At 44.7% G+C, this 18,042-nt stretch carries 18 protein-coding genes; 9 read left to right on the top strand and 9 right to left on the bottom strand.

Going from position 1 to position 18,042, the window contains the following annotated elements; translation table 11 throughout:
- Positions 1 to 27: 27 nt before the first annotated feature.
- From FS373_RS26660 to FS373_RS26630, 7 genes are all read right to left on the bottom strand, one after another.
- The gene (locus tag FS373_RS26660; protein ID WP_227993295.1) at positions 28 to 1,194 is read right to left on the bottom strand and encodes a glycosyltransferase family 4 protein; all 1,167 of its coding nucleotides are present in this window, start codon (positions 1,192 to 1,194) and stop codon (positions 28 to 30) included.
- 63 nt (positions 1,195 to 1,257) lie between these two features.
- Positions 1,258 to 2,520 carry a glycosyltransferase family 4 protein gene (locus tag FS373_RS26655; protein ID WP_227993294.1) on the bottom strand — a complete coding sequence of 421 codons (1,263 nt, stop codon included), beginning with the start codon at positions 2,518 to 2,520 and terminating at the stop codon, positions 1,258 to 1,260.
- 71 nt (positions 2,521 to 2,591) lie between these two features.
- Positions 2,592 to 3,548 (bottom strand): glycosyltransferase family 2 protein, encoded by a 957-nt coding sequence (locus FS373_RS26650; protein ID WP_144045952.1) that lies wholly within the window; start codon positions 3,546 to 3,548, stop codon positions 2,592 to 2,594.
- Entirely contained in the window at positions 3,541 to 4,389 is an 849-nt protein-coding gene (locus FS373_RS26645) for a hypothetical protein (RefSeq protein WP_144045953.1), read from the bottom strand. The genes FS373_RS26650 and FS373_RS26645 overlap by 8 nt, the downstream gene beginning before the upstream one ends.
- Entirely contained in the window at positions 4,386 to 5,561 is a 1,176-nt protein-coding gene (locus FS373_RS26640) for a hypothetical protein (protein ID WP_144045954.1), read from the bottom strand. Before FS373_RS26640 ends, FS373_RS26645 begins: the two co-directional genes overlap by 4 nt.
- On the bottom strand, positions 5,548 to 6,828 hold the full coding sequence (locus FS373_RS26635) for a glycosyltransferase family 4 protein (protein ID WP_144045955.1): 1,281 nt from the start codon (positions 6,826 to 6,828) through the stop codon (positions 5,548 to 5,550). Before FS373_RS26635 ends, FS373_RS26640 begins: the two co-directional genes overlap by 14 nt.
- Before the next feature lie 107 nt (positions 6,829 to 6,935).
- Entirely contained in the window at positions 6,936 to 7,988 is a 1,053-nt protein-coding gene (locus FS373_RS26630; RefSeq protein WP_144045956.1) for an acyltransferase family protein, read from the bottom strand.
- A 388-nt stretch (positions 7,989 to 8,376) separates the two neighbouring features.
- Here FS373_RS26630 and FS373_RS26625 point away from each other — a divergent pair, with 388 nt between their 5' ends.
- Positions 8,377 to 8,778 (top strand): hypothetical protein, encoded by a 402-nt coding sequence (locus FS373_RS26625; protein WP_152830959.1) that lies wholly within the window; start codon positions 8,377 to 8,379, stop codon positions 8,776 to 8,778.
- Between the two features lie 113 nt (positions 8,779 to 8,891).
- Here the strand turns inward: FS373_RS26625 and FS373_RS26620 are convergent, their stop codons facing one another.
- Together FS373_RS26620 and FS373_RS26615 are read right to left on the bottom strand one after the other, a co-directional pair.
- The gene (locus FS373_RS26620) at positions 8,892 to 9,545 is read right to left on the bottom strand and encodes a pseudouridine synthase (protein ID WP_152830958.1); all 654 of its coding nucleotides are present in this window, start codon (positions 9,543 to 9,545) and stop codon (positions 8,892 to 8,894) included.
- A 182-nt stretch (positions 9,546 to 9,727) separates the two neighbouring features.
- The gene (locus tag FS373_RS26615; protein WP_144045957.1) at positions 9,728 to 10,321 is read right to left on the bottom strand and encodes an ACP phosphodiesterase; all 594 of its coding nucleotides are present in this window, start codon (positions 10,319 to 10,321) and stop codon (positions 9,728 to 9,730) included.
- A gap of 166 nt (positions 10,322 to 10,487) precedes the next feature.
- Here FS373_RS26615 and FS373_RS31710 point away from each other — a divergent pair, with 166 nt between their 5' ends.
- The 8 genes from FS373_RS31710 to FS373_RS26580 all read left to right on the top strand — a co-directional run bounded on the left by FS373_RS31710 (position 10,488) and on the right by FS373_RS26580 (position 17,870).
- Positions 10,488 to 10,646: a hypothetical protein gene (locus FS373_RS31710; protein ID WP_185977001.1), complete on the top strand. Its 159-nt coding sequence runs from the start codon at positions 10,488 to 10,490 to the stop codon at positions 10,644 to 10,646.
- Between the two features lie 64 nt (positions 10,647 to 10,710).
- Positions 10,711 to 11,748 (top strand): tRNA preQ1(34) S-adenosylmethionine ribosyltransferase-isomerase QueA, encoded by a 1,038-nt coding sequence (gene queA, locus FS373_RS26610; protein ID WP_144045958.1) that lies wholly within the window; start codon positions 10,711 to 10,713, stop codon positions 11,746 to 11,748.
- Positions 11,749 to 11,946: 198 nt separating this feature from the next.
- Complete coding sequence (gene tgt, locus FS373_RS26605; protein ID WP_152830957.1) at positions 11,947 to 13,071, top strand: tRNA guanosine(34) transglycosylase Tgt; 1,125 nt, start codon at positions 11,947 to 11,949, stop codon at positions 13,069 to 13,071.
- A gap of 32 nt (positions 13,072 to 13,103) precedes the next feature.
- Positions 13,104 to 13,430, top strand: a complete 327-nt coding sequence (gene yajC, locus FS373_RS26600) for a preprotein translocase subunit YajC (RefSeq protein ID WP_142874218.1) — start codon at positions 13,104 to 13,106, stop codon at positions 13,428 to 13,430.
- Between the two features lie 17 nt (positions 13,431 to 13,447).
- On the top strand, positions 13,448 to 15,298 hold the full coding sequence (gene secD / locus FS373_RS26595; RefSeq protein WP_144045960.1) for a protein translocase subunit SecD: 1,851 nt from the start codon (positions 13,448 to 13,450) through the stop codon (positions 15,296 to 15,298).
- 12 nt (positions 15,299 to 15,310) lie between these two features.
- The gene (secF, locus tag FS373_RS26590; protein ID WP_144045961.1) at positions 15,311 to 16,258 is read left to right on the top strand and encodes a protein translocase subunit SecF; all 948 of its coding nucleotides are present in this window, start codon (positions 15,311 to 15,313) and stop codon (positions 16,256 to 16,258) included.
- 270 nt (positions 16,259 to 16,528) lie between these two features.
- A complete protein-coding gene (locus FS373_RS26585) occupies positions 16,529 to 16,846 on the top strand; it encodes a putative signal transducing protein (RefSeq protein ID WP_144045962.1) in 318 nt (105 codons plus the stop codon).
- 112 nt (positions 16,847 to 16,958) lie between these two features.
- Complete coding sequence (locus tag FS373_RS26580) at positions 16,959 to 17,870, top strand: precorrin-2 dehydrogenase/sirohydrochlorin ferrochelatase family protein (protein WP_152830956.1); 912 nt, start codon at positions 16,959 to 16,961, stop codon at positions 17,868 to 17,870.
- Positions 17,871 to 18,042 lie beyond the last annotated feature (172 nt).

The raw sequence follows: 18,042 nt of genomic DNA, 5'->3' as shown, positions 1-18,042 counted from the left end.
GATTATTTTTGAGACTTGGTTACGTTATCAAGTGTTCATTTTTTGATGCTTGTTGCTTAACGTATTGAGTAACATTCTGGTATGAACTCCCCAGTCGAATGCGGTTACCCGCTCGAGTCCCCGCCGGATCAGCTCTTGCTGAAAAGACGGCTGTGTGAGTATTTTTCCTAGGCATTGGGCAATACTGGTTGAACTTTCTGGGTCGAAACAAAGGGCTGCTTCTCCCACAACTTCCGGCATCGCCCCCCGATTAGAGCAAGCCACAGGTGTTGCGCATGCCATTGCTTCCACCAGAGGGAGTCCGAACCCTTCATAAAGCGAGGGCATCACAGTCGTTGCAGCGCCGTGATACAGGCTAGGCAGATCGCTGCTATCAACAAAACCAAGCACCCTAATGGAGCTTGCTGCAGGTGAGTCGGCAATTCGCTTAAATACCACTTCGGCACCAGACCAGGCACTACCGACAAACACCAAGGGGTGTTTATTACGTATTGTCTCGGGCAGCTTTTCATACGCTTGGATCAGGCCGATATGATTTTTCCCCGGATGTTCGATGCGCGAGACATATAACAGGTAATCCGGTTTAAGCTGGAGGCGTTTTAATCGCTTAGCGTAATCTGATGGTTGTTGCTCATTGAACAGACTCTTGTCGTATCCATTGTGTAACACACTGATATGATGAGCCGGAATGTGCAGAAACGTTTCCATATCCTTACGGGTATTGTCACTCACGGCAATGAGATGAGGGCGGTAGGGACTCGCTATGGGTTGCAGAAATTTGGGGATAAGGTGACGAATGTAGTGCATACGAAGAATATCGTATTTATTGGCGATATGGCATTGGGATAAATCGTGAAACGTGGCAACTGTGGGTAAGGGATAATGACTCAATACTCGGCGGTTGGCAGCCGGTAAAATAAGGGCATCATAATGGCTAGTCTTGAGTCGTTGCTTGAGTTCGTGAGGCAGTACCCAGGTGTGGTAAACCATATTGGTAATAGGGTGGCTTAAATACCACGGGAGTACCACGAGTGTTTGCCTGGGGTGTTCAATGGGCCAGAACTGTTGATCCCTGTTATTAATTAACACAGTAACATGATGTGATTTGAGTAATTCAGTCACCACATTTTGCATATATTGAGAAATGCCTGATTTGCCGCAATCAAAGCCGCAAGCACTAAATATAAGACGCATATCCATCCCTCTTTTTAATATCTTATCTACGGGGGGCTAAGAACCTGCCACCTGAGCCATTCGCTACTTACTGTAATGCCAGTTCTCTACGGTTCGATAAAATGCCTCTAAATGGGAGACTAGCTGAGGCCAACAGTATTCGCTTGCTACTCGAGCTAGGCCATGTTCGATCAGACGTTTTGCAAAGGATGGTGAGCTTAATACCTTGCTGACATTCGCCTGCAGTGAGTCCAGGTTGTCTGGATTAAAAAGCAAGCCATCATGATTGTGCCTGATAAGGTGAACTAAGCTGCCAACACGACTGGCAACGATAGGTAATCCGGCGCTCCATGCTTCCAATACCACAATGCCAAAGGGTTCATGAGTGGAAGCGAGTAAGAAGCAGGACGATTGTTGATACAGTGCAGGCAGCAATTCATTATCGGGCTCGATGCCTGGAATAATAGTGACATGTGCCTGCAGTCTATTGCGCTCTATGCTTCTGAGTAATTGACTCAAGTAACTTGACTGGATCACTGGGCCTGCCAATATCAGTTGATACTGAGTCTCCCCCCTAGCATGTAATCGGCTGAGCAAGTCGATAAGCATCAGTTGGTTTTTCTGACTGTCGATGCGCCCGACGGATAGCAGTAATTTTCGGCCCTTGGGTATGTGTAGATGTTGGTGAACATCCAGGCTTACGGGTGTTGAAAAACGGCTGGAATCCACTCCGTTTGGCAAATAAATTACCGGTTTATCAGGGAAGCATACTTGGGTTTTAAGGTATTCATTGTAACCAATACAGATGATGCCACTGGCATCGGTCAATACTTTCTGCGGTTGCAGAAGCAGATCGATAGCCTTACCGGCATTGAAGGTGTTTTGCAAAGGTTTGATCAGGCTGTCTATTTCGGTCTTAGGAACCGTAAATTGACCGCCGTGTAAAGAGATGACATAGGGGAGTCCACGCCGCTTGGCTGCATATCGCACCATAGCAGCCATACGCTGCATGGTGTGGCAATGATATAAACGAAATTCACCTCTTAATAGTCTCTGGCTAAGGGAGAAAGAGTAGGGATTCCCCCCTTTTTTATCCAGATTGAGCCTCTTTTCTTTGGTTAACCCTATGTAAGGGTAATGGTAGCGAAAGCGTTCGATAGGGATGTTATCTATCACCTCTGATGGAACTCTATTGAGTGCTTGTGTACACAAAATATGGCTATTGATGTGATGTTGTTGCTTTAAGCCCAAGCTGGTATTCCAAACTGCACCTTCCATGCCACCCCATTCCTTTATATGGAATCTACGCATGACTTGAGCGATAGGATATTTGTCGCGGTTTTTCATATTAGGTTCCTGATATAACTTGAGCCATGTAGGCTTATCTCTGAGTTTTTGAAAGTATTCAAGGTTTGAGATCATTGGTATCGGGATAACACGGCTTGTTGTCCTGTCGAGTCGTTTTTTAACTGCTGGCTAATCCGGGTATTACCCCAGCGTAAGCCGGAATAATATGCCCAGTGGTAGACAAACACTCGACGTGGAGTGGCGAGCAGTCCTGCTAAGTCCGAGGTGATGATGTGGTGATAACATCCTCGGATAAAGCCTTTGACAAAACTGGTGAAGGCTGAAGTAAGATTATGTTTTTTATGATAGATAAATGCATCCGCTTCTCCCTCCACAAACCGTCGACCGTACAATTGTTTTAACGTGTAATTATGAGAATGCATAAGAAGTGCCAGAGGAACATAGGCTAATTTGTATCCACAAGTTTGAGCCCAATGTCCCCACTCAGTATCTTCAGACGCCCAGGCATCCTGATAGAAAGGATGTTGTAGCCAATATTGTCGGCGAATGGCGGCAAAGGGTAATGACAGGGTGATCCAGCTTGGGGGAGTGCCTGTGGCTGGAAAGCTGGTGGCATAATCGCGCTTTACCCATTGATGGGCTTCGGGGCGGGGGAGCTGACGGCCGAATGCTGCAACAGTGTCGGGATCATTAAATGCATCGAGTAAATTAGACAGGGAGTCGTCCCTTAGTAATACGGCGTCGGAGTTTAGAAAAATGACGATATCAGCCTGGCATTGTTCAATTGCCTGATTGAGCACCTTACCTGGGTAGTAATCACCTGGCTCTATATGGATAAGTCGGCAGTCATAGAAGCTGGCAATTTCCAGGGTTGCATCTGTCGAACCTGAGTCTACGAGAATCAAATCATAATCTTGGAAATCTTGCGAATGTAGCGCCGCAAGTGTGTTGGCAATGACCCAAGCTGAGTTTTTTGAGCGCATGATGATGGCTAATTTGTGGCTGCTCAAATTAGGGGGCGCGACGATTGTTGCTTTCTTATGATCTCGTGAGGCTGATTCAGGCATGGGTTGTTTCCTCTGCGAAATTTTGTGAGGGTTGATGGGCTGGGATTGAGTCACTGAGCCAAGCCGTCTCTTGTGTACTGATGTAGTCGAGTATCTTGTCGAAGCATTGAAACTTGTCACATAAGTACATGGTGATGGGGTGGATCAATAAGTTGGCATCAAGCCCTTGAGCTTCACAACTTTTCAGCTGACTTAACACCCGCTCTGTCCATTCCCGGATATAGTAGCTTTCGCTGCCAAAATCATCGGACCATGAATAACGTTGTTGCCAGTGTTCGACCCATTTTGGGGTACGCTCTGCGTGGTAAAGGTGCTCATGGTCTGGAATGATGTTAATAGGGAAGTTATAAACCCCATGCTTGGATTCGAGGGGGTAGAAATTGTTGCGTTTTACTCCATCGGAGCACAGCTTGATCCCGAGTTTACTCAATACTCTGTCGGTATGGTGACCGTGCATATACATGTGGTTTCGCCAGCAGGTTATCCGCTTGCCAGTCTTGCTTTCGATGATCTTGATGGTGCCTAGAGTATCTAAATATTGATACCAGTATGGGCCGTTATAGCTGCCTAAAAGCTTGTTACAGAGACGGTGCCAAATCTGTGGAGTAAACCCACTCCAGGTGTGACCGCCAATTTCAACCCAGTCACTCATGCATAGCACCTGTGTATCTGCCCATTCTTCGACGAAACAGCGACCGGTAATAAAACAAGTTAACTTGACCTGGGCTTGTTCGATACGTTTAAGAAATAACTTTGCTGTCTTGAGCTCTGAGATATCACAATGCGCTTGATTGCCCGTTCGTAAACTGGCGTGATGAATATCTGCACTTAGATAAATCATAAGTTGGCCTCCTCCAAAGATAAGCCTAAGCCATCCAGTAGGTTACTTATGTTAGCATCCACAAAGTCCTGCCAGTTTTTAAGGTAACGCCGGGTCAGGGTATCGGCAGAGTTTTCAGCTGGTTTCCCTTGACGATAGAGCACATAGGGAAAGCACAGCGGGAGCTTTTCAGCTTGAGTCAATGCCAGATAAGTCCAGGGAGAAGGCTCTTGGATAATGGAAAGCCCGGCCGTCATACCCAGAGTTCGCTTCATCAGGCTTTTAACCTGACTGTCGTTATTCCAAAAGGCATCTCTGGCAGCGTATTTAAGGTAGCTTGCCCAGGTGAGATTCGGTTTGTTCAGACGCTGGCGCTCACAGCGCAGATGGACAGGCTGCAAGGCGGTTATTATGGATTCGTTCCAGGCGGTGAGATCGATATTCTGAAACCGAGTATAACTGGGAGAAAATCGAAAACTCATTGCCTGTAGATACAGCTGTTTTAACTCAGGTTCTACGCTGGTTTCATTTGCCATACGCAGCTGTTTTTCTGCATAAGACCAATGGTATTTACCCAAGGAGAACAATAGCGCATCACCATAGCCAATGATCGCTTTCATGGTATGTTTAATGATGGTAGAACGATAACGTTCGGGTTCGTTTTGAGCCAACAAAAATCGATTAATAAGCAATAGAGACCCTCTGTTAATCAAGAGGTTTCGTGCATCCCAAGCCGGGATGTTCTGCAGCGTATGTTGGGTTAATGACGGTACGAAATCTTCATCCCCTAGCAAGGTTCGGTGACCGTGTCGCATGTCATACCAAATCACGCGGCAAGCCGCACTACGCATTTTAGCTCGGGTGGTAAAAGAGACATCAATTCCCAATCCCGCTTGCTGGCTAATGGGCTGCAACGCTTGATTAATGGATTTTTTTAACTGTGGATCTGCATTTATCTGCTGGTTGAGGATCAGTAGCAGATCAAAATTATTGTGTGGATAGAGCTGGCCACTCACTGGGTGCGAGATCAATCCTCCTTCACCACGGCCATACCCGCCTAACAAAACTAAGGCGCAGAGTTGGTTTTTATCCAGGTATCTCGAGACGGTATCGCACACCTGTGTAAGTACATCTTGGCAAAAGGCTTCAGCCTGGGGATCTTGTAGCAGAGTGACGTGTTTAATGGTTAACATGGCTGCTCCCTTCTGTCATTGACCTTGCCGTGATTGTGTGGCTTGAATTTCCCTTCAGAACATGGTCAAAAACCTGCAGAAGCTGGTTAATATGAGCTTTTATACTGTATTGCTGCATAATAACTTTCTGAGTATGGAGGGCATGGCGCTGAATCGTTTTGGGATGTAGAAGTTGCTTCCGAATAGCGTCGCTGAGTGCGAAAACATTATTGCTATCTACTAGTCTGCCGTTTACCCCATCTTGTAACCACTCGGGGATAGCGCCGACACTGGCTGCTATTACGGGGCAGGCGTAAGAAAGTGCCTCTATACCAGTCAAACAAAATGTTTCAGGTGTGCGAGACGGGATCACCAGCGCCGATGCTTGTTGGTAGTATTTGGCTAATGTGGCAGTGTTACACTGGCCCTTAAACTCCACTCTGGTTTCAATTCCAAGTTTTTGGCTGAGTTGTTGTAACTCCTCTTTTTGAGGACCTTCGCCGCAGATCAGTAAATTAGCTTGCTTATTCTGTCTAGCAATTGCACGTAATAAGAGGTCGACGCCTTTTCCCCGCATCAGGCTGCCAACGTAGAGCAGCTGGTTCGAGTTTCTGGGCTGTGATGGCTTGATAATTGATATGTTGGAGGTGGTGAATAGCGGGATCACATGGGTTTTATTAACTTCAAACTCATGTTGTTTGAGGACCTGTGACATATATTGTGAGCCAACAATAAACCCAGCTAAAGTTTGATTACTATGTTGGTGAGCACGTAAATTACCCAGTCGATTCAGCGTTAATTTATGTTGTGTATTTCGACCAATAAAACCTAAGCAGGCATAGCAGGCTGGCCCCGTTTTTTGTTGGCAAGTGTTGAGGCCTATTGTGGTGTATTTGTGCTCCCTAAGGCAGAAGAGTTTATGGTCGTGATAAAAACGAATACTGGGAATACCACTTTGAACGCAAGTCTCTATATCTTGTACATGGTCTAGTTGATGGAGATAAATAAGAGTGGCGGCTTGATTTTTTAGTTGTGTTTTAAGCTCTGTGATGGGATAGACACTATTAAATACATGAGTGAATCTGGGATGGATTTTTCCGTCTAACTGATATAACAGAGTTGATTTAACTCCTTTTTCAGCAAGTGCCTTCACGGTATCGTGGATATAGCGTTCCGCTCCGCCTACAAAATCCGCATGCTTATTTATCCAGATAACATGTAATTCATGGGGATTTGTATTCTGCATACGACTATGCGAGTGAGTGACTGCATAATTTGCCTTTTGCATATCAGCTATCCTTTTTGCTTTAGGGATACTGAGTTATTGCATGGAGCTTGCCAATACGGCAGATAGGAAGAAAGTACTGGCTTTGTTCACTTGGTTAAATGGCTTGTTCAGCTGAAGTTGCTTTTCAGTTTCAAAAAGTGTTGTTCGAACAGGTGGAAACTGCTTAAACCGAGCAAGGCGGTGAGCACCATTGTGGCTAAGAATGTGATGAGCCAATAATCTATATTTAGATACGTGACTACTTTAGCCACAAAGTTGTATGCCAGCATATGTAACAGGTACATACCATAACTAATTTGTCCTATCTTTCTGGCAAAACTATTCTCCAATAGGGGGCGAACTATGGGGCGGGGGCTGGTGACACACGAGGCAATTAATAATGCCATAAAAATATACACCAGTATTAATGGCACTCCTTTTATTGCCAGAGAAGTAAGCATAGCGATGAGAAATATCAGACTGGACTCAGGTCTTGCAATGAGAGGTGATACAAACTGATAACCCTTCTTGTTAGCTAATGTATGGGCTAATACAACCCCAATACAGATAGGAATAGCAATAATATCTAAGGCTCTTAAATAGAGGTTGTCACTGTCCACCCCAGTGTAATGTAACAAGATGCTGGCAATAATAATGAGAATGAGTAAAGGGATAGATATGACAGGCGCTATCATACGTTCTATGGTCGGCCAGATAAGATAGAACTGCTCTTCTGCAGCAAGAGACCAGGCGAAGAAGAATATTATTCGGTCGCCTGCAACAAAAGGAACAAACACGTTAGAAGTATAGGTGGCAAAATATTTCAGATTATCCAGAAAAGCTGTTCCGGTTGGAGTGTCAGGTTCAAGGACTAATACCAGAAGAATGTAAATAAGTAATACACAATAATAAAGCGGAAAGATACGCAGGGTTCGTCGGATATAAAATTTCTTAAGGTCGATTTTTCCCTTAGTTCGTTTTTCTTTCAGGAGCAAAGACGTGATTAAAAATCCACTGATCACAAAAAATAGCGTTACCCCGTGAAATCCTTGACTAGCGAGATATATATGATCCCAATATGGATAGCCAGCATGATGCCATATGACGGCCAAGATACTCAGACAGCGTAAACCATCAAGGCACAAGTACCTTTTTTGATTTAGGTAATTAGTGTAATTCATAGGGCTATTCTCCCTTATGTTCCATACCTGTTCAGATTCTGAAAACTGGGGTTATACCAATCGGTATTCGTATCTTGATTCTCGAGTTTGTCTATCGAAGGGGTATTTAGGAGCAAGTGTAGCCTAAAAGTGTTTGTTGGGTGAAAATTATGCTCATCACTCTCTTCCAAGATCATAAAATCGAATGAATGAGCTGCTAAGCAAGTATTAGCCAACATGGTGCATAAAAAGTGACTTGGATCGCATTTTTATGGTACAAATGGGTTACACTTTTATACAGTTATTGAGCTAAACTGAGTTGTAAGTGGCTTGTGGTTATTTGGTATCAGTTTAACTCGAAGTGCGCACAAGTAGTTAACATATCTAGTTTCAATGGAGTTAATTGAAAATGAGTTCAATGGCTGAAGTCATGCAATACCCAGATCGCCCTACAGAAAGTAGAGAATTACTTAAGGTGATTAAAATGTCAGTAGTAGATAAGCGAAAACGCTTAGGTTGGCAAGATAAAGACTTAGAGGCTCGTGAAGTCATTGGCCGATGGATTGATGGGCGTGATGGCACTTCAAACAAATTAACTCTTTATAGGCAGGACGATAAAATTTACTTAGAGATTTGGTCAAGCGATGGCTGTCATAGCCTGGATGTCATGATGTGCACTCAAACTGAGGAAGGCTTAAAACTCGAAGATAAAGGGGGGAATATTTTCGGCGAGTATTTCTTGTTATCTAATGATAATTCACTGAAATTTTGTAATTCCAGCGAATGCTACTATACCGCTAAAGCAGCATAATATAATAACCAGTCGGTATTATCAGTGTTGAGAAAGGGCATCAGTGCGAAGGACTCATGCTTATGCCTCTCATGGTAATGTCGAATCAGGTCTTTTTTCCTGAAATAGAACGATTAAAAAGGGTGAGTACTCATGAATGTTATCTCTTTACCCGAAAAGGGATGGCTGATGCTCAATGACATTGCATGCAATCTAAGCCTGTTTGAAGCCGCTATTACCTCTTTATCACCATAAAACTCATCGCCTAATATTGGATGACCTATAGCCAGCATATGAAGTCTGAGTTGATGTGTCCTTCCTGTCACAGGTTTTAACTCTACCAAGGTACTGGTTTCTCTGCGATCCAGCACCTTGTAATAGGTCTTGGAGGCTTTGCCATCTTCTGCTATCTCTTGCAGTGGAGGTCGGGTTTTATCGGCTTTCATCGCCAGTTCTATCACGCCTTGATCTTGGTTTAATAATCCACGGACCTCAGCAATGTAGGTCTTCTTACTCATTCTATTCTGAAATTGAGTCTTAATATTAGACTCCGCCTTCTTATTTAACGCAAAAACCATAATGCCCGAAGTCGCACAATCGAGACGATGTATCAGTATGGTTTCAGGGTATCTCTGAAGTAAGCGGGTAAGCGCGCAATCGTAGGTATTATCTGCTCGACCAGGATTGGAGAGTAAACCCGAAGGTTTATTGATAACGAGTATATCTCTGTCTCGATAGCGTAGATCTAACCAAGGGACTGAAGGGGGGGCGTAAGTGAATATCTGCATGAGTTCTCCTGTAGCGGCGAATTCTAGCAAAAACAGATCCAGTTGAGAATTGCTAAACCTAACTTTTTAGTTGATTTTATGCTGCTAAAGCCCTAAAGCCCTAAAGCCCTAAAGCCCTAAAGCCCTAAAGCCCTAAAGCCCTAAAGCCCTAAAGCCCTAAAGCCCTAAAGCCCTAAAGCTCGTTATAAATATTCTGTCGGTGTCTTACGGGCCCAAATACGGCTGTATGCCATCAGTTGTGGATAGAATGTTCTAAATGCAATCTCTATCTCGATATCTAGCTTGTCGACCGCTTGGGTAGCACCTTGGAAAATTTCAGGTTTAGAGATACGCTGAGCGACAGAGTTAATGGTTCGGTGGAGACCTTTCTTGCTTCTATATGCGGTGAGCCAATTTTCGCTGCGGATTTTCGGAGCAAGTAGTTGCAATTTTTCTGGCAAGCGTTCACAAGCATCTATGGCATCGTAAGCATTTTCGGCAAATTGTTGCAGAGTAAGATGATGATATTCATCCCAGTATTTCGCCAACATATGGTCGAAAGCCAGATCGACAATAATAGGCGCAGCTCTGGTTAAACTCTTAGGAAACTGAGCGACTAAGTCTTTGGTGAGTTCGTGGCTGTCTGTGAGCTGGTCAATTTGTCTATGTATCCAGATCCCTTGCTGTAGGTGTTTAGGATAATTGTCTATGTTGCCTTTGGCAAAATCGCCGGCAAGATTAGCCGCTAAACTGGTTTTACTGTTATCGGCAAGATGTAGGTGTGCAAGGAAGTTCATGATGTTTTTGTTAATTTTCTTGGTTATAACTCAAGTTTCACGTTATCATGGGCTCAGATGCTAAGATAGTTTTTCTCCAATTTAAATTGGTTTTAAAGTGACTTCTTAAGGATGTGCATCGTTTTGATTATATTCTCATCAATTATCGGTTTAAGGATCAAGGAAGATGTGGAACTGGTTATCTAAAGTGTTTCCCAAGAAAGAGCAAGCTCAGCGAAAGCGTGTGCAAATAGATATTCCCTACGAGCAGCATAGCTATCGAAAGGAAGATTTTGATATTGATGAGCAGTCCAGTGCCCTTGAAGATAGTAAAAGCGGCAACTGATCCTTGATCTTCTCTGTCTCTGTTAATAGACTAGCGCCGGATTTATGCTAAGCAGAGACTAACCATGCGTGTGACCGATTTTTCTTTTGAACTTCCGAACGAGCTTATTGCTCGATATCCTACCGCCGAACGTACCTCTTCGAGACTACTTTCTTTAGATGGCAATACTGGCGAGGTCACAGACAAGCAGTTCACCGATATTCTCAATATGGTTAATCCCGGCGATCTTATGGTGTTCAATAACACCCGAGTGATCCCGGCGCGATTGTTTGGTAAGAAGCAGAGCGGTGGCAAGCTGGAGCTTTTAGTCGAGCGTATGCTCGATGATAAAAGCATATTGGCCCATGTCAGGTGTTCGAAATCCCCTAAAGTCGATTCGATTATCTGTGTCGATGGTGGCTATGAGATGATCATGCTTGCTCGTCACGACGCCTTATTTGAGCTTAAACTGCTGTCGGACAAAACCATACTCGAAGTGCTCGAAGAGGTTGGGCATATGCCTTTACCGCCCTATATCGATCGCCCAGACGAAGACGCGGATAAAGAGCGTTATCAGACCGTTTACAATGAGACTCCGGGCGCTGTTGCCGCACCGACGGCGGGATTACATTTTGACGATGCTATGTTAAAAGCCTTGGCTGATAAAGGTGTTGATACCGCGTTTGTCACCTTACATGTTGGCGCCGGGACCTTTCAGCCGGTAAAAGTGGACAATATCCTCGAGCATAAGATGCATTCTGAGTGGGCTGAAGTCACTCAAGAGGTTGTTGATAAAGTCATGCAAACTAAGGCGAATGGAAAACGTGTTATTGCCGTAGGCACAACATCGGTGCGTTCATTAGAGAGTGCAGCTAAGGCAAGTGCTGCTGAACTGGAAGCATTTTGCAGTGACACTGACATCTTTATCTATCCCGGATATGAGTTCCAAGTGGTCGATGCCATGGTGACAAACTTCCATCTTCCCGAGTCGACCTTAATCATGTTGCTCAGCGCCTTTGCAGGCTTCGATGAGGTAAAAAACGCCTATCGACACGCGATCGCTCAAAAATACCGCTTCTTTAGCTATGGCGACGCCATGTTTGTGACTAAAAAGCCGAACTAATCTCGAAAATTGTTTTAAAATACCCACCCACAAGATGAGGTGGGTATTTTTTTCTGCTATTTTTGTGCATATTTTAAGGATACAGGGTTGATACTCAGTTGTTTGCCCTTATCTCTAGTTTTAATGTTAGCTTGTACCGATTATTTAGCTTAGTGCAGGCACTTATGAGTCAGACTGTTTATCTGGCGAGGTGAAATCATGAAATTTGAATTAGATACAACCGATGGACGCGCCAGGCGCGGCCGTTTGATTTTTGATCGTGGCACAGTAGAGACCCCGGCATTCATGCCCGTGGGCACTTATGGCACAGTAAAAGGCATGACACCGGAAGAAGTGCGTGAAACTGGCGCCGAAATCCTTTTAGGTAATACATTCCACTTATGGTTGCGTCCGGGTGAAGAGATCATGCGTAAGCATGGTGATTTGCATGACTTCATGAATTGGCATGGTCCAATTTTAACCGACTCCGGTGGATTTCAAGTATTCAGTTTAGGTGATATCCGTAAGATCACCGAAGAAGGTGTGCATTTTCGTTCACCAATCAACGGTGAGAAGATTTTCCTGGATCCGGAAAAATCCATGCAGATCCAGAACTCGCTGGGCAGTGATGTGGTGATGATTTTCGATGAATGTACACCGTATCCAGCCACAGAAGATGAAGCGCGTAAATCGATGCAGATGTCACTGCGTTGGGCTCAACGTTCACGTGATGAGTTCGATAAGTTAGAAAACCCTAACTCTCTGTTTGGCATCATTCAAGGTGGTGTCTACGAAGACCTGCGTGATGAGAGCTTACAAGGGTTAGTCGATATAGGTTTTGACGGTTATGCCGTCGGTGGTTTGGCAGTAGGTGAGCCTAAAGAAGATATGCATCGTATTTTAGAGCATGTCTGTCCCCAAATTCCTACTGATAAACCTCGTTACTTGATGGGGGTCGGTAAGCCAGAAGATCTCGTTGAAGGTGTGCGTCGCGGTGTCGACATGTTTGATTGTGTTATGCCAACACGTAATGCCCGAAATGGCCATCTGTTTACCAGTGAAGGTGTGATTAAGATACGCAATGCGCGTCATCGTGATGATACTGCCACACTCGATGATAAATGTGATTGCTATACCTGTAAGAACTATTCTCGGGCATATCTTTACCATTTAGATCGTTGTAATGAAATTTTAGGTGCTCGTTTAAACACCATTCATAACCTTAGGTATTACCAAAGGTTGATGCAAGGTTTGCGCGGTGCAATCGAGACAGGTACATTAGACGCCTTCGTTGAGGAGTTCTATACCAGTCAAGGTCGTGAAGTTCCTAAATTATCCGATTAATTTTAACTACTGCTAAATAAGAAGAGAGAACTATGTTCATTTCAAATGCGTACGCTGCAGATGCTCCAGCAACTGGTGGCACCATGGAGTTAATTTTCATGCTGGTTATATTCGGCCTGATATTCTATTTCATGATTTTCCGCCCGCAGTCTAAGCGCGTCAAAGAGCACAAGAACTTAATGGGTTCATTGAGCAAAGGTGACGAGGTGCTCACCAGTGGTGGTATTTTAGGTAAGATTGCTAAAATCAGTGAAGAAAATGATTATGTGTTACTGACAATCAATGAAACATCTGAAATTACGATTAAGAAGGATTACATAGCGGCCGTATTGCCTAAAGGCTCTATTAAGTCACTTTAAGCCAAGAGGGCGATGGTGTGTTAAATAAATACCCAATGTGGAAAAACTTGATGGTGGCTTGCATCATCTTCGTAGGTTTTTTCTATGCAATTCCGAATCTCTTCGGTGAAGACTATGCGGTACAGGTAGTCGGCACTCGTGGAGCCGAGGTGACTGTGGCGACTCAGTCAACAGTCAATGATATTCTTGCCAGCAAGAATATTGCGATGAAGCGTTCAGAGCTTGAAAATGGCCAACTACTTGTTCGTGTGATGGACGGCGATCAACAGTTACTCGCCAGAGAAGCGATTGCCGCTGCGCTGGGTGACAAATACACCGTCGCCTTAAACTTAGCGCCGGCGACGCCTGAATGGTTGGAGAGTATGGGCGGTAGCCCTATGAAACTAGGTCTGGATCTTCGAGGCGGTGTTCACTTCTTGATGGAAGTGAAGATGGGCGAAGCGGTCCGTAAGATGACCGAGTCTAAGATGGCCGATTTCAGAACCGACCTACGTGGTGAGAGAATTCGCTATGCTGGTATACGTGAAAGTGCTAAAGGCATAGAGATCAAATTCCGTGATGCCGAGAATTTAGCTAAGGCTGAGCGTTTCCTCAAGTCTAGTGGCAATGACATGGTGTTCACCGATACCTCATCGGGTGGCAATTACTTCTTGATTGCCAATCTCAGTGAGAGCTATCTAAAACAGGTCAAAGAGGATGCACTACAGCAAAACATCACTACGATTCGTAATCGAGTGAATGAGTTGGGTGTTGCTGAGCCAGTGGTACAACGCCAAGGTGCAGAGCGTATTATCGTTCAGCTACCCGGTGTGCAAGATACCGCTCGCGCCAAAAAAATTCTGGGTGCTACGGCATCGATCGAATTTCGCATGGTTGATGAGAAAGCCGATGCTACCGCTATAGCCAGTGGTCGCGTCTCTCCTAACTCGAAGGTCTATGACCGCCGTCAAGGTGGAAAAGTCGCCCTCTATAAAGAAGTCATGCTATCAGGCACCCATATTCAAGGTGCACAGCCGAGCTTCGACGAATATAGTCGTCCTCAGGTAAGCATCAACCTAGATTCCAAGGGTGGCTCAATCTTCTCGAATGTGACTAAGGATAACATTGGTAAACCAATGGCTACCTTGTTCATCGAGTATAAAGATAATGGTGCTAAAAACCCGGATGGCAGCATTAAGCTGGAGAAGATAGAGGAAGTTATTTCAGTCGCGACTATTCAAGCGCGTCTGGGACGTAACTTCGTTATCACAGGTTTGGATCATGGCGAATCACAAAGTCTAGCATTATTGCTTCGTGCCGGCGCCTTGATTGCTCCTGTGGTTATCGTTGAAGAACGTACTATTGGCCCAAGCTTAGGTGCCGAGAATATTCAAAACGGTGTTCAAGCGATGATATGGGGCTTAGCCGTTGTGCTTATCTTCATGCTGGTCTATTACCGTGCTTTTGGTCTGATTGCTAATCTGGCGTTAACCGCAAACTTAGTCATGGTGGTCGGTGTGATGTCGATGATCCCTGGGGCTGTGCTAACACTGCCGGGTATCGCTGGTATGGTATTGACCGTAGGTATGGCAGTAGATGGCAATGTGCTGATCTATGAGCGTATCCGTGAAGAGCTAAGAAATGGCAGAAGTGTGCAGCAGGCAATTCATGAAGGTTATGCGAATGCATTTTCTACCATTGCCGATGCCAACATCACCACCTTTATGACAGCACTTATTTTGTTCTCCGTCGGAACGGGTGCAGTGAAAGGTTTCGCAGTCACCTTGATGATAGGTATTGCGACTTCTATGTTCACCGCTATTGTGGGCACCCGTGCAATTGTTAACGCTGTTTGGGGTGGTAAGCGCGTTAAGAAACTGTCTATATAAGGAAAGTTGATTATGTTTCAGATTTTATCCATAAAAGGCACGGTCAACTTTCTGCGTCATGCCGTGCCAATCAGTATCCTGTCGCTTATTTTAGTTATTGGTTCTTTGACGTCGCTAGCGACTAAAGGCATTAACTGGGGTCTCGACTTTACCGGTGGTACCGTTGTTGAGCTCGAGTTCTCATCGACTGCAAACCTTCAGGCACTTCGCGCGGAATTAACTAGTGAAGAAACAGAAGGCGTCGTGGTACAGCATTTTGGTTCAAGCCGAGATGTGATCACGCGTCTTCCTGTTAAAGAGGGCGTGAAGAGTGAACTCCAGGTCCAGCATGTGATGGAAGCTGCGATTAAGCTAGATCCGCAGGTGATCCAGAAGCGTGTGGAGATGGTTGGACCTCAGATTGGTCAAGAGCTCGCAGAGCAGGGCGGACTAGCAGTATTAGTCGCATTGATCTGTATTTTGATTTATGTATCCTTCCGTTTCGAGTGGCGTTTAGCACTCGGCTCAGTGGCGGCATTAGCACACGATGTGATTATCACCTTAGGTGTGTTCTCTCTGTTCCAGTTGGATTTTGATCTTACGGTACTGGCTGGGGTATTGACGGTTGTCGGTTACTCACTCAATGATACTATTGTTGTATTTGACCGTATCCGTGAAAACTTCCTTAAGATGCGTAAAGGTGGGCCTGAGGAGATTGTGAATACCTCAATCACTCAAACCATGAGTCGTACCATCATTACGACTGGTACTACTCTGGTCGTGGTCATTGCCTTGTTCCTCAAGGGCGGCACCATGATCCATGGGTTTGCAACGGCACTCTTAATGGGTATCTTCGTCGGTACTTTCTCCTCTATCTACGTGGCGAGTTTCCTGGCGGTTAAGCTTGGAATTAACCGTGAGCATATGCTGCCCGTTGAAATCGAAAAAGAAGGCGCAGATCAAGACCCATTGATGCCTTAATATTTTTTAATCTTATTCGAAGTACACTGAAAACCACCTTCGGGTGGTTTTTTATTGCCTTGGTAAAATAGATAATAAGTATGTGTGCATTTGAGATATCAACAATGTTCCACACTCAAATAACTGAATTCTCATTTGTTATCCGGCTTGGCCGCATTTATCCTCGACAGACTCGCTAATTTAGCAGTAGGATGTTGGCACTCATATGATGAGTTAACATATTTATCACACCTTAAATTTGCCAGAAGAGCAACAGTTGTAGGGAATAACATGGAAGAGCGAAGTAGAATGGTTGCGGGCGGTAATTTATTACAGGCTCATACGTGGAAAGGTCTGTTAGAAACAAGTGGAATTGAAGTAGAGCTTCGTGGTGAAGCGTTACTCGGTGGAATAGGTGAGCTGCCAGTAGATCTGCAAAATGTAGAGCTCTGGGTCTGTGAGTCGAAATATGAGCTTGCTAAATCTCAACTCGAATCTCTTAATGCCGAAGGTCCTCGATGGCGCTGCGTAAAGTGCCAAGAAATGAATGAGGCTAGTTTTGACTTGTGTTGGCAATGTGGAACAGAGAGTTGTGAGATACACAACTAATTTCCTGCTACACATCAAATACTGTTATTACGATATACTCTATCCTCTGTTTCGTGGGTGCTCTTAGGCTCCAATACGATTGCCGTTAATACAAGTTTAGGAATTATTATTAATGCAGTACTTTCCCCTATTTGTTGATACATCCAAGCTGAAAGTCTTGTTGGTGGGCGCTGGTGATGTGGCCAATAGAAAATTAGAGCTGTTATCCAGAACTAATGCTGAGATTCTGGTTATTGCCACAGATATCTCCACAGAGGTATCTAAGCGTGCCCAGCAAGGCCGTATTACTCTCGTTAAACGCAGTGTGGTGCCAGATGATATCCATGGGGTCGATCTCGTTTATCTTGCGACTGCTGATGACAAGCTCAATGCAAAGTTCGCGAGTATTGCCGATGAACGTGGGATTTGGGTGAATGTTGTAGATAGCCCCGAACTGTGCCGTTTTATCACACCATCGATAGTCGATCGGGGCCGTCTTCAGATTGCGATAAGCACGGCTGGTGCAGCGCCCGTTTTTGCACGAGAGCTAAGGGCGCGACTCGAGTCCTGGTTGCCTCAGTCTCTCTCGCCTCTGTTTGATTTTGTTGCGGCTAAGCGCAAAGAAGTGCAGCAAAGACTGCCTGAATTTAAGCAAAGAAAGCTATTTTGGGAGCATTTCTTCAGAGCGAATGGTGATAAGTTTGATGATGAAACTCCTGTTCATTACGACAACGGCTTCCAAGGCTTGTCGACAGGCGGAGAGATCCTACTTATCGATGATGAGACTCAAGCCTCTTTGTTACCCATAGCTGCAATGCCATTAATGCAGAAACTCGATCATATTTTTAGTCTCGAAGAACTGCCTTTTATTCTCAATGAATTTGTCAGACGCGATGCTGAAAGAGGGAAGTTACCCACTCTAAGCGAGCTGAGTAAGCTGTACGAAAATGGCCAACGTTGTCTAGTTTATGCGGATAACGAGACTGTGACTCAACTAAAAGCCCATTTCCCCATGGCGAAACACTTGAGAGCCGGAAAAATCTAATGTAAGCGCTAGTGATACTAATCGGTATAAGAAAGTAGTCAGCTTAGAGCTATTTTTACAGCGTATTTCGAGGTGAATGAGTGAGAAAGTGGTGATCCCTTTTGAACTTATTCAACACAGAAGTAGGCAGACCCAAACACTCCAGAAGGCGAGTTTATTTATCGAATTAAGG

Source organism: Shewanella sp. YLB-07 (assembly GCF_009377275.1).
This window is presented reverse-complemented; position numbering and strand designations above follow the sequence as displayed.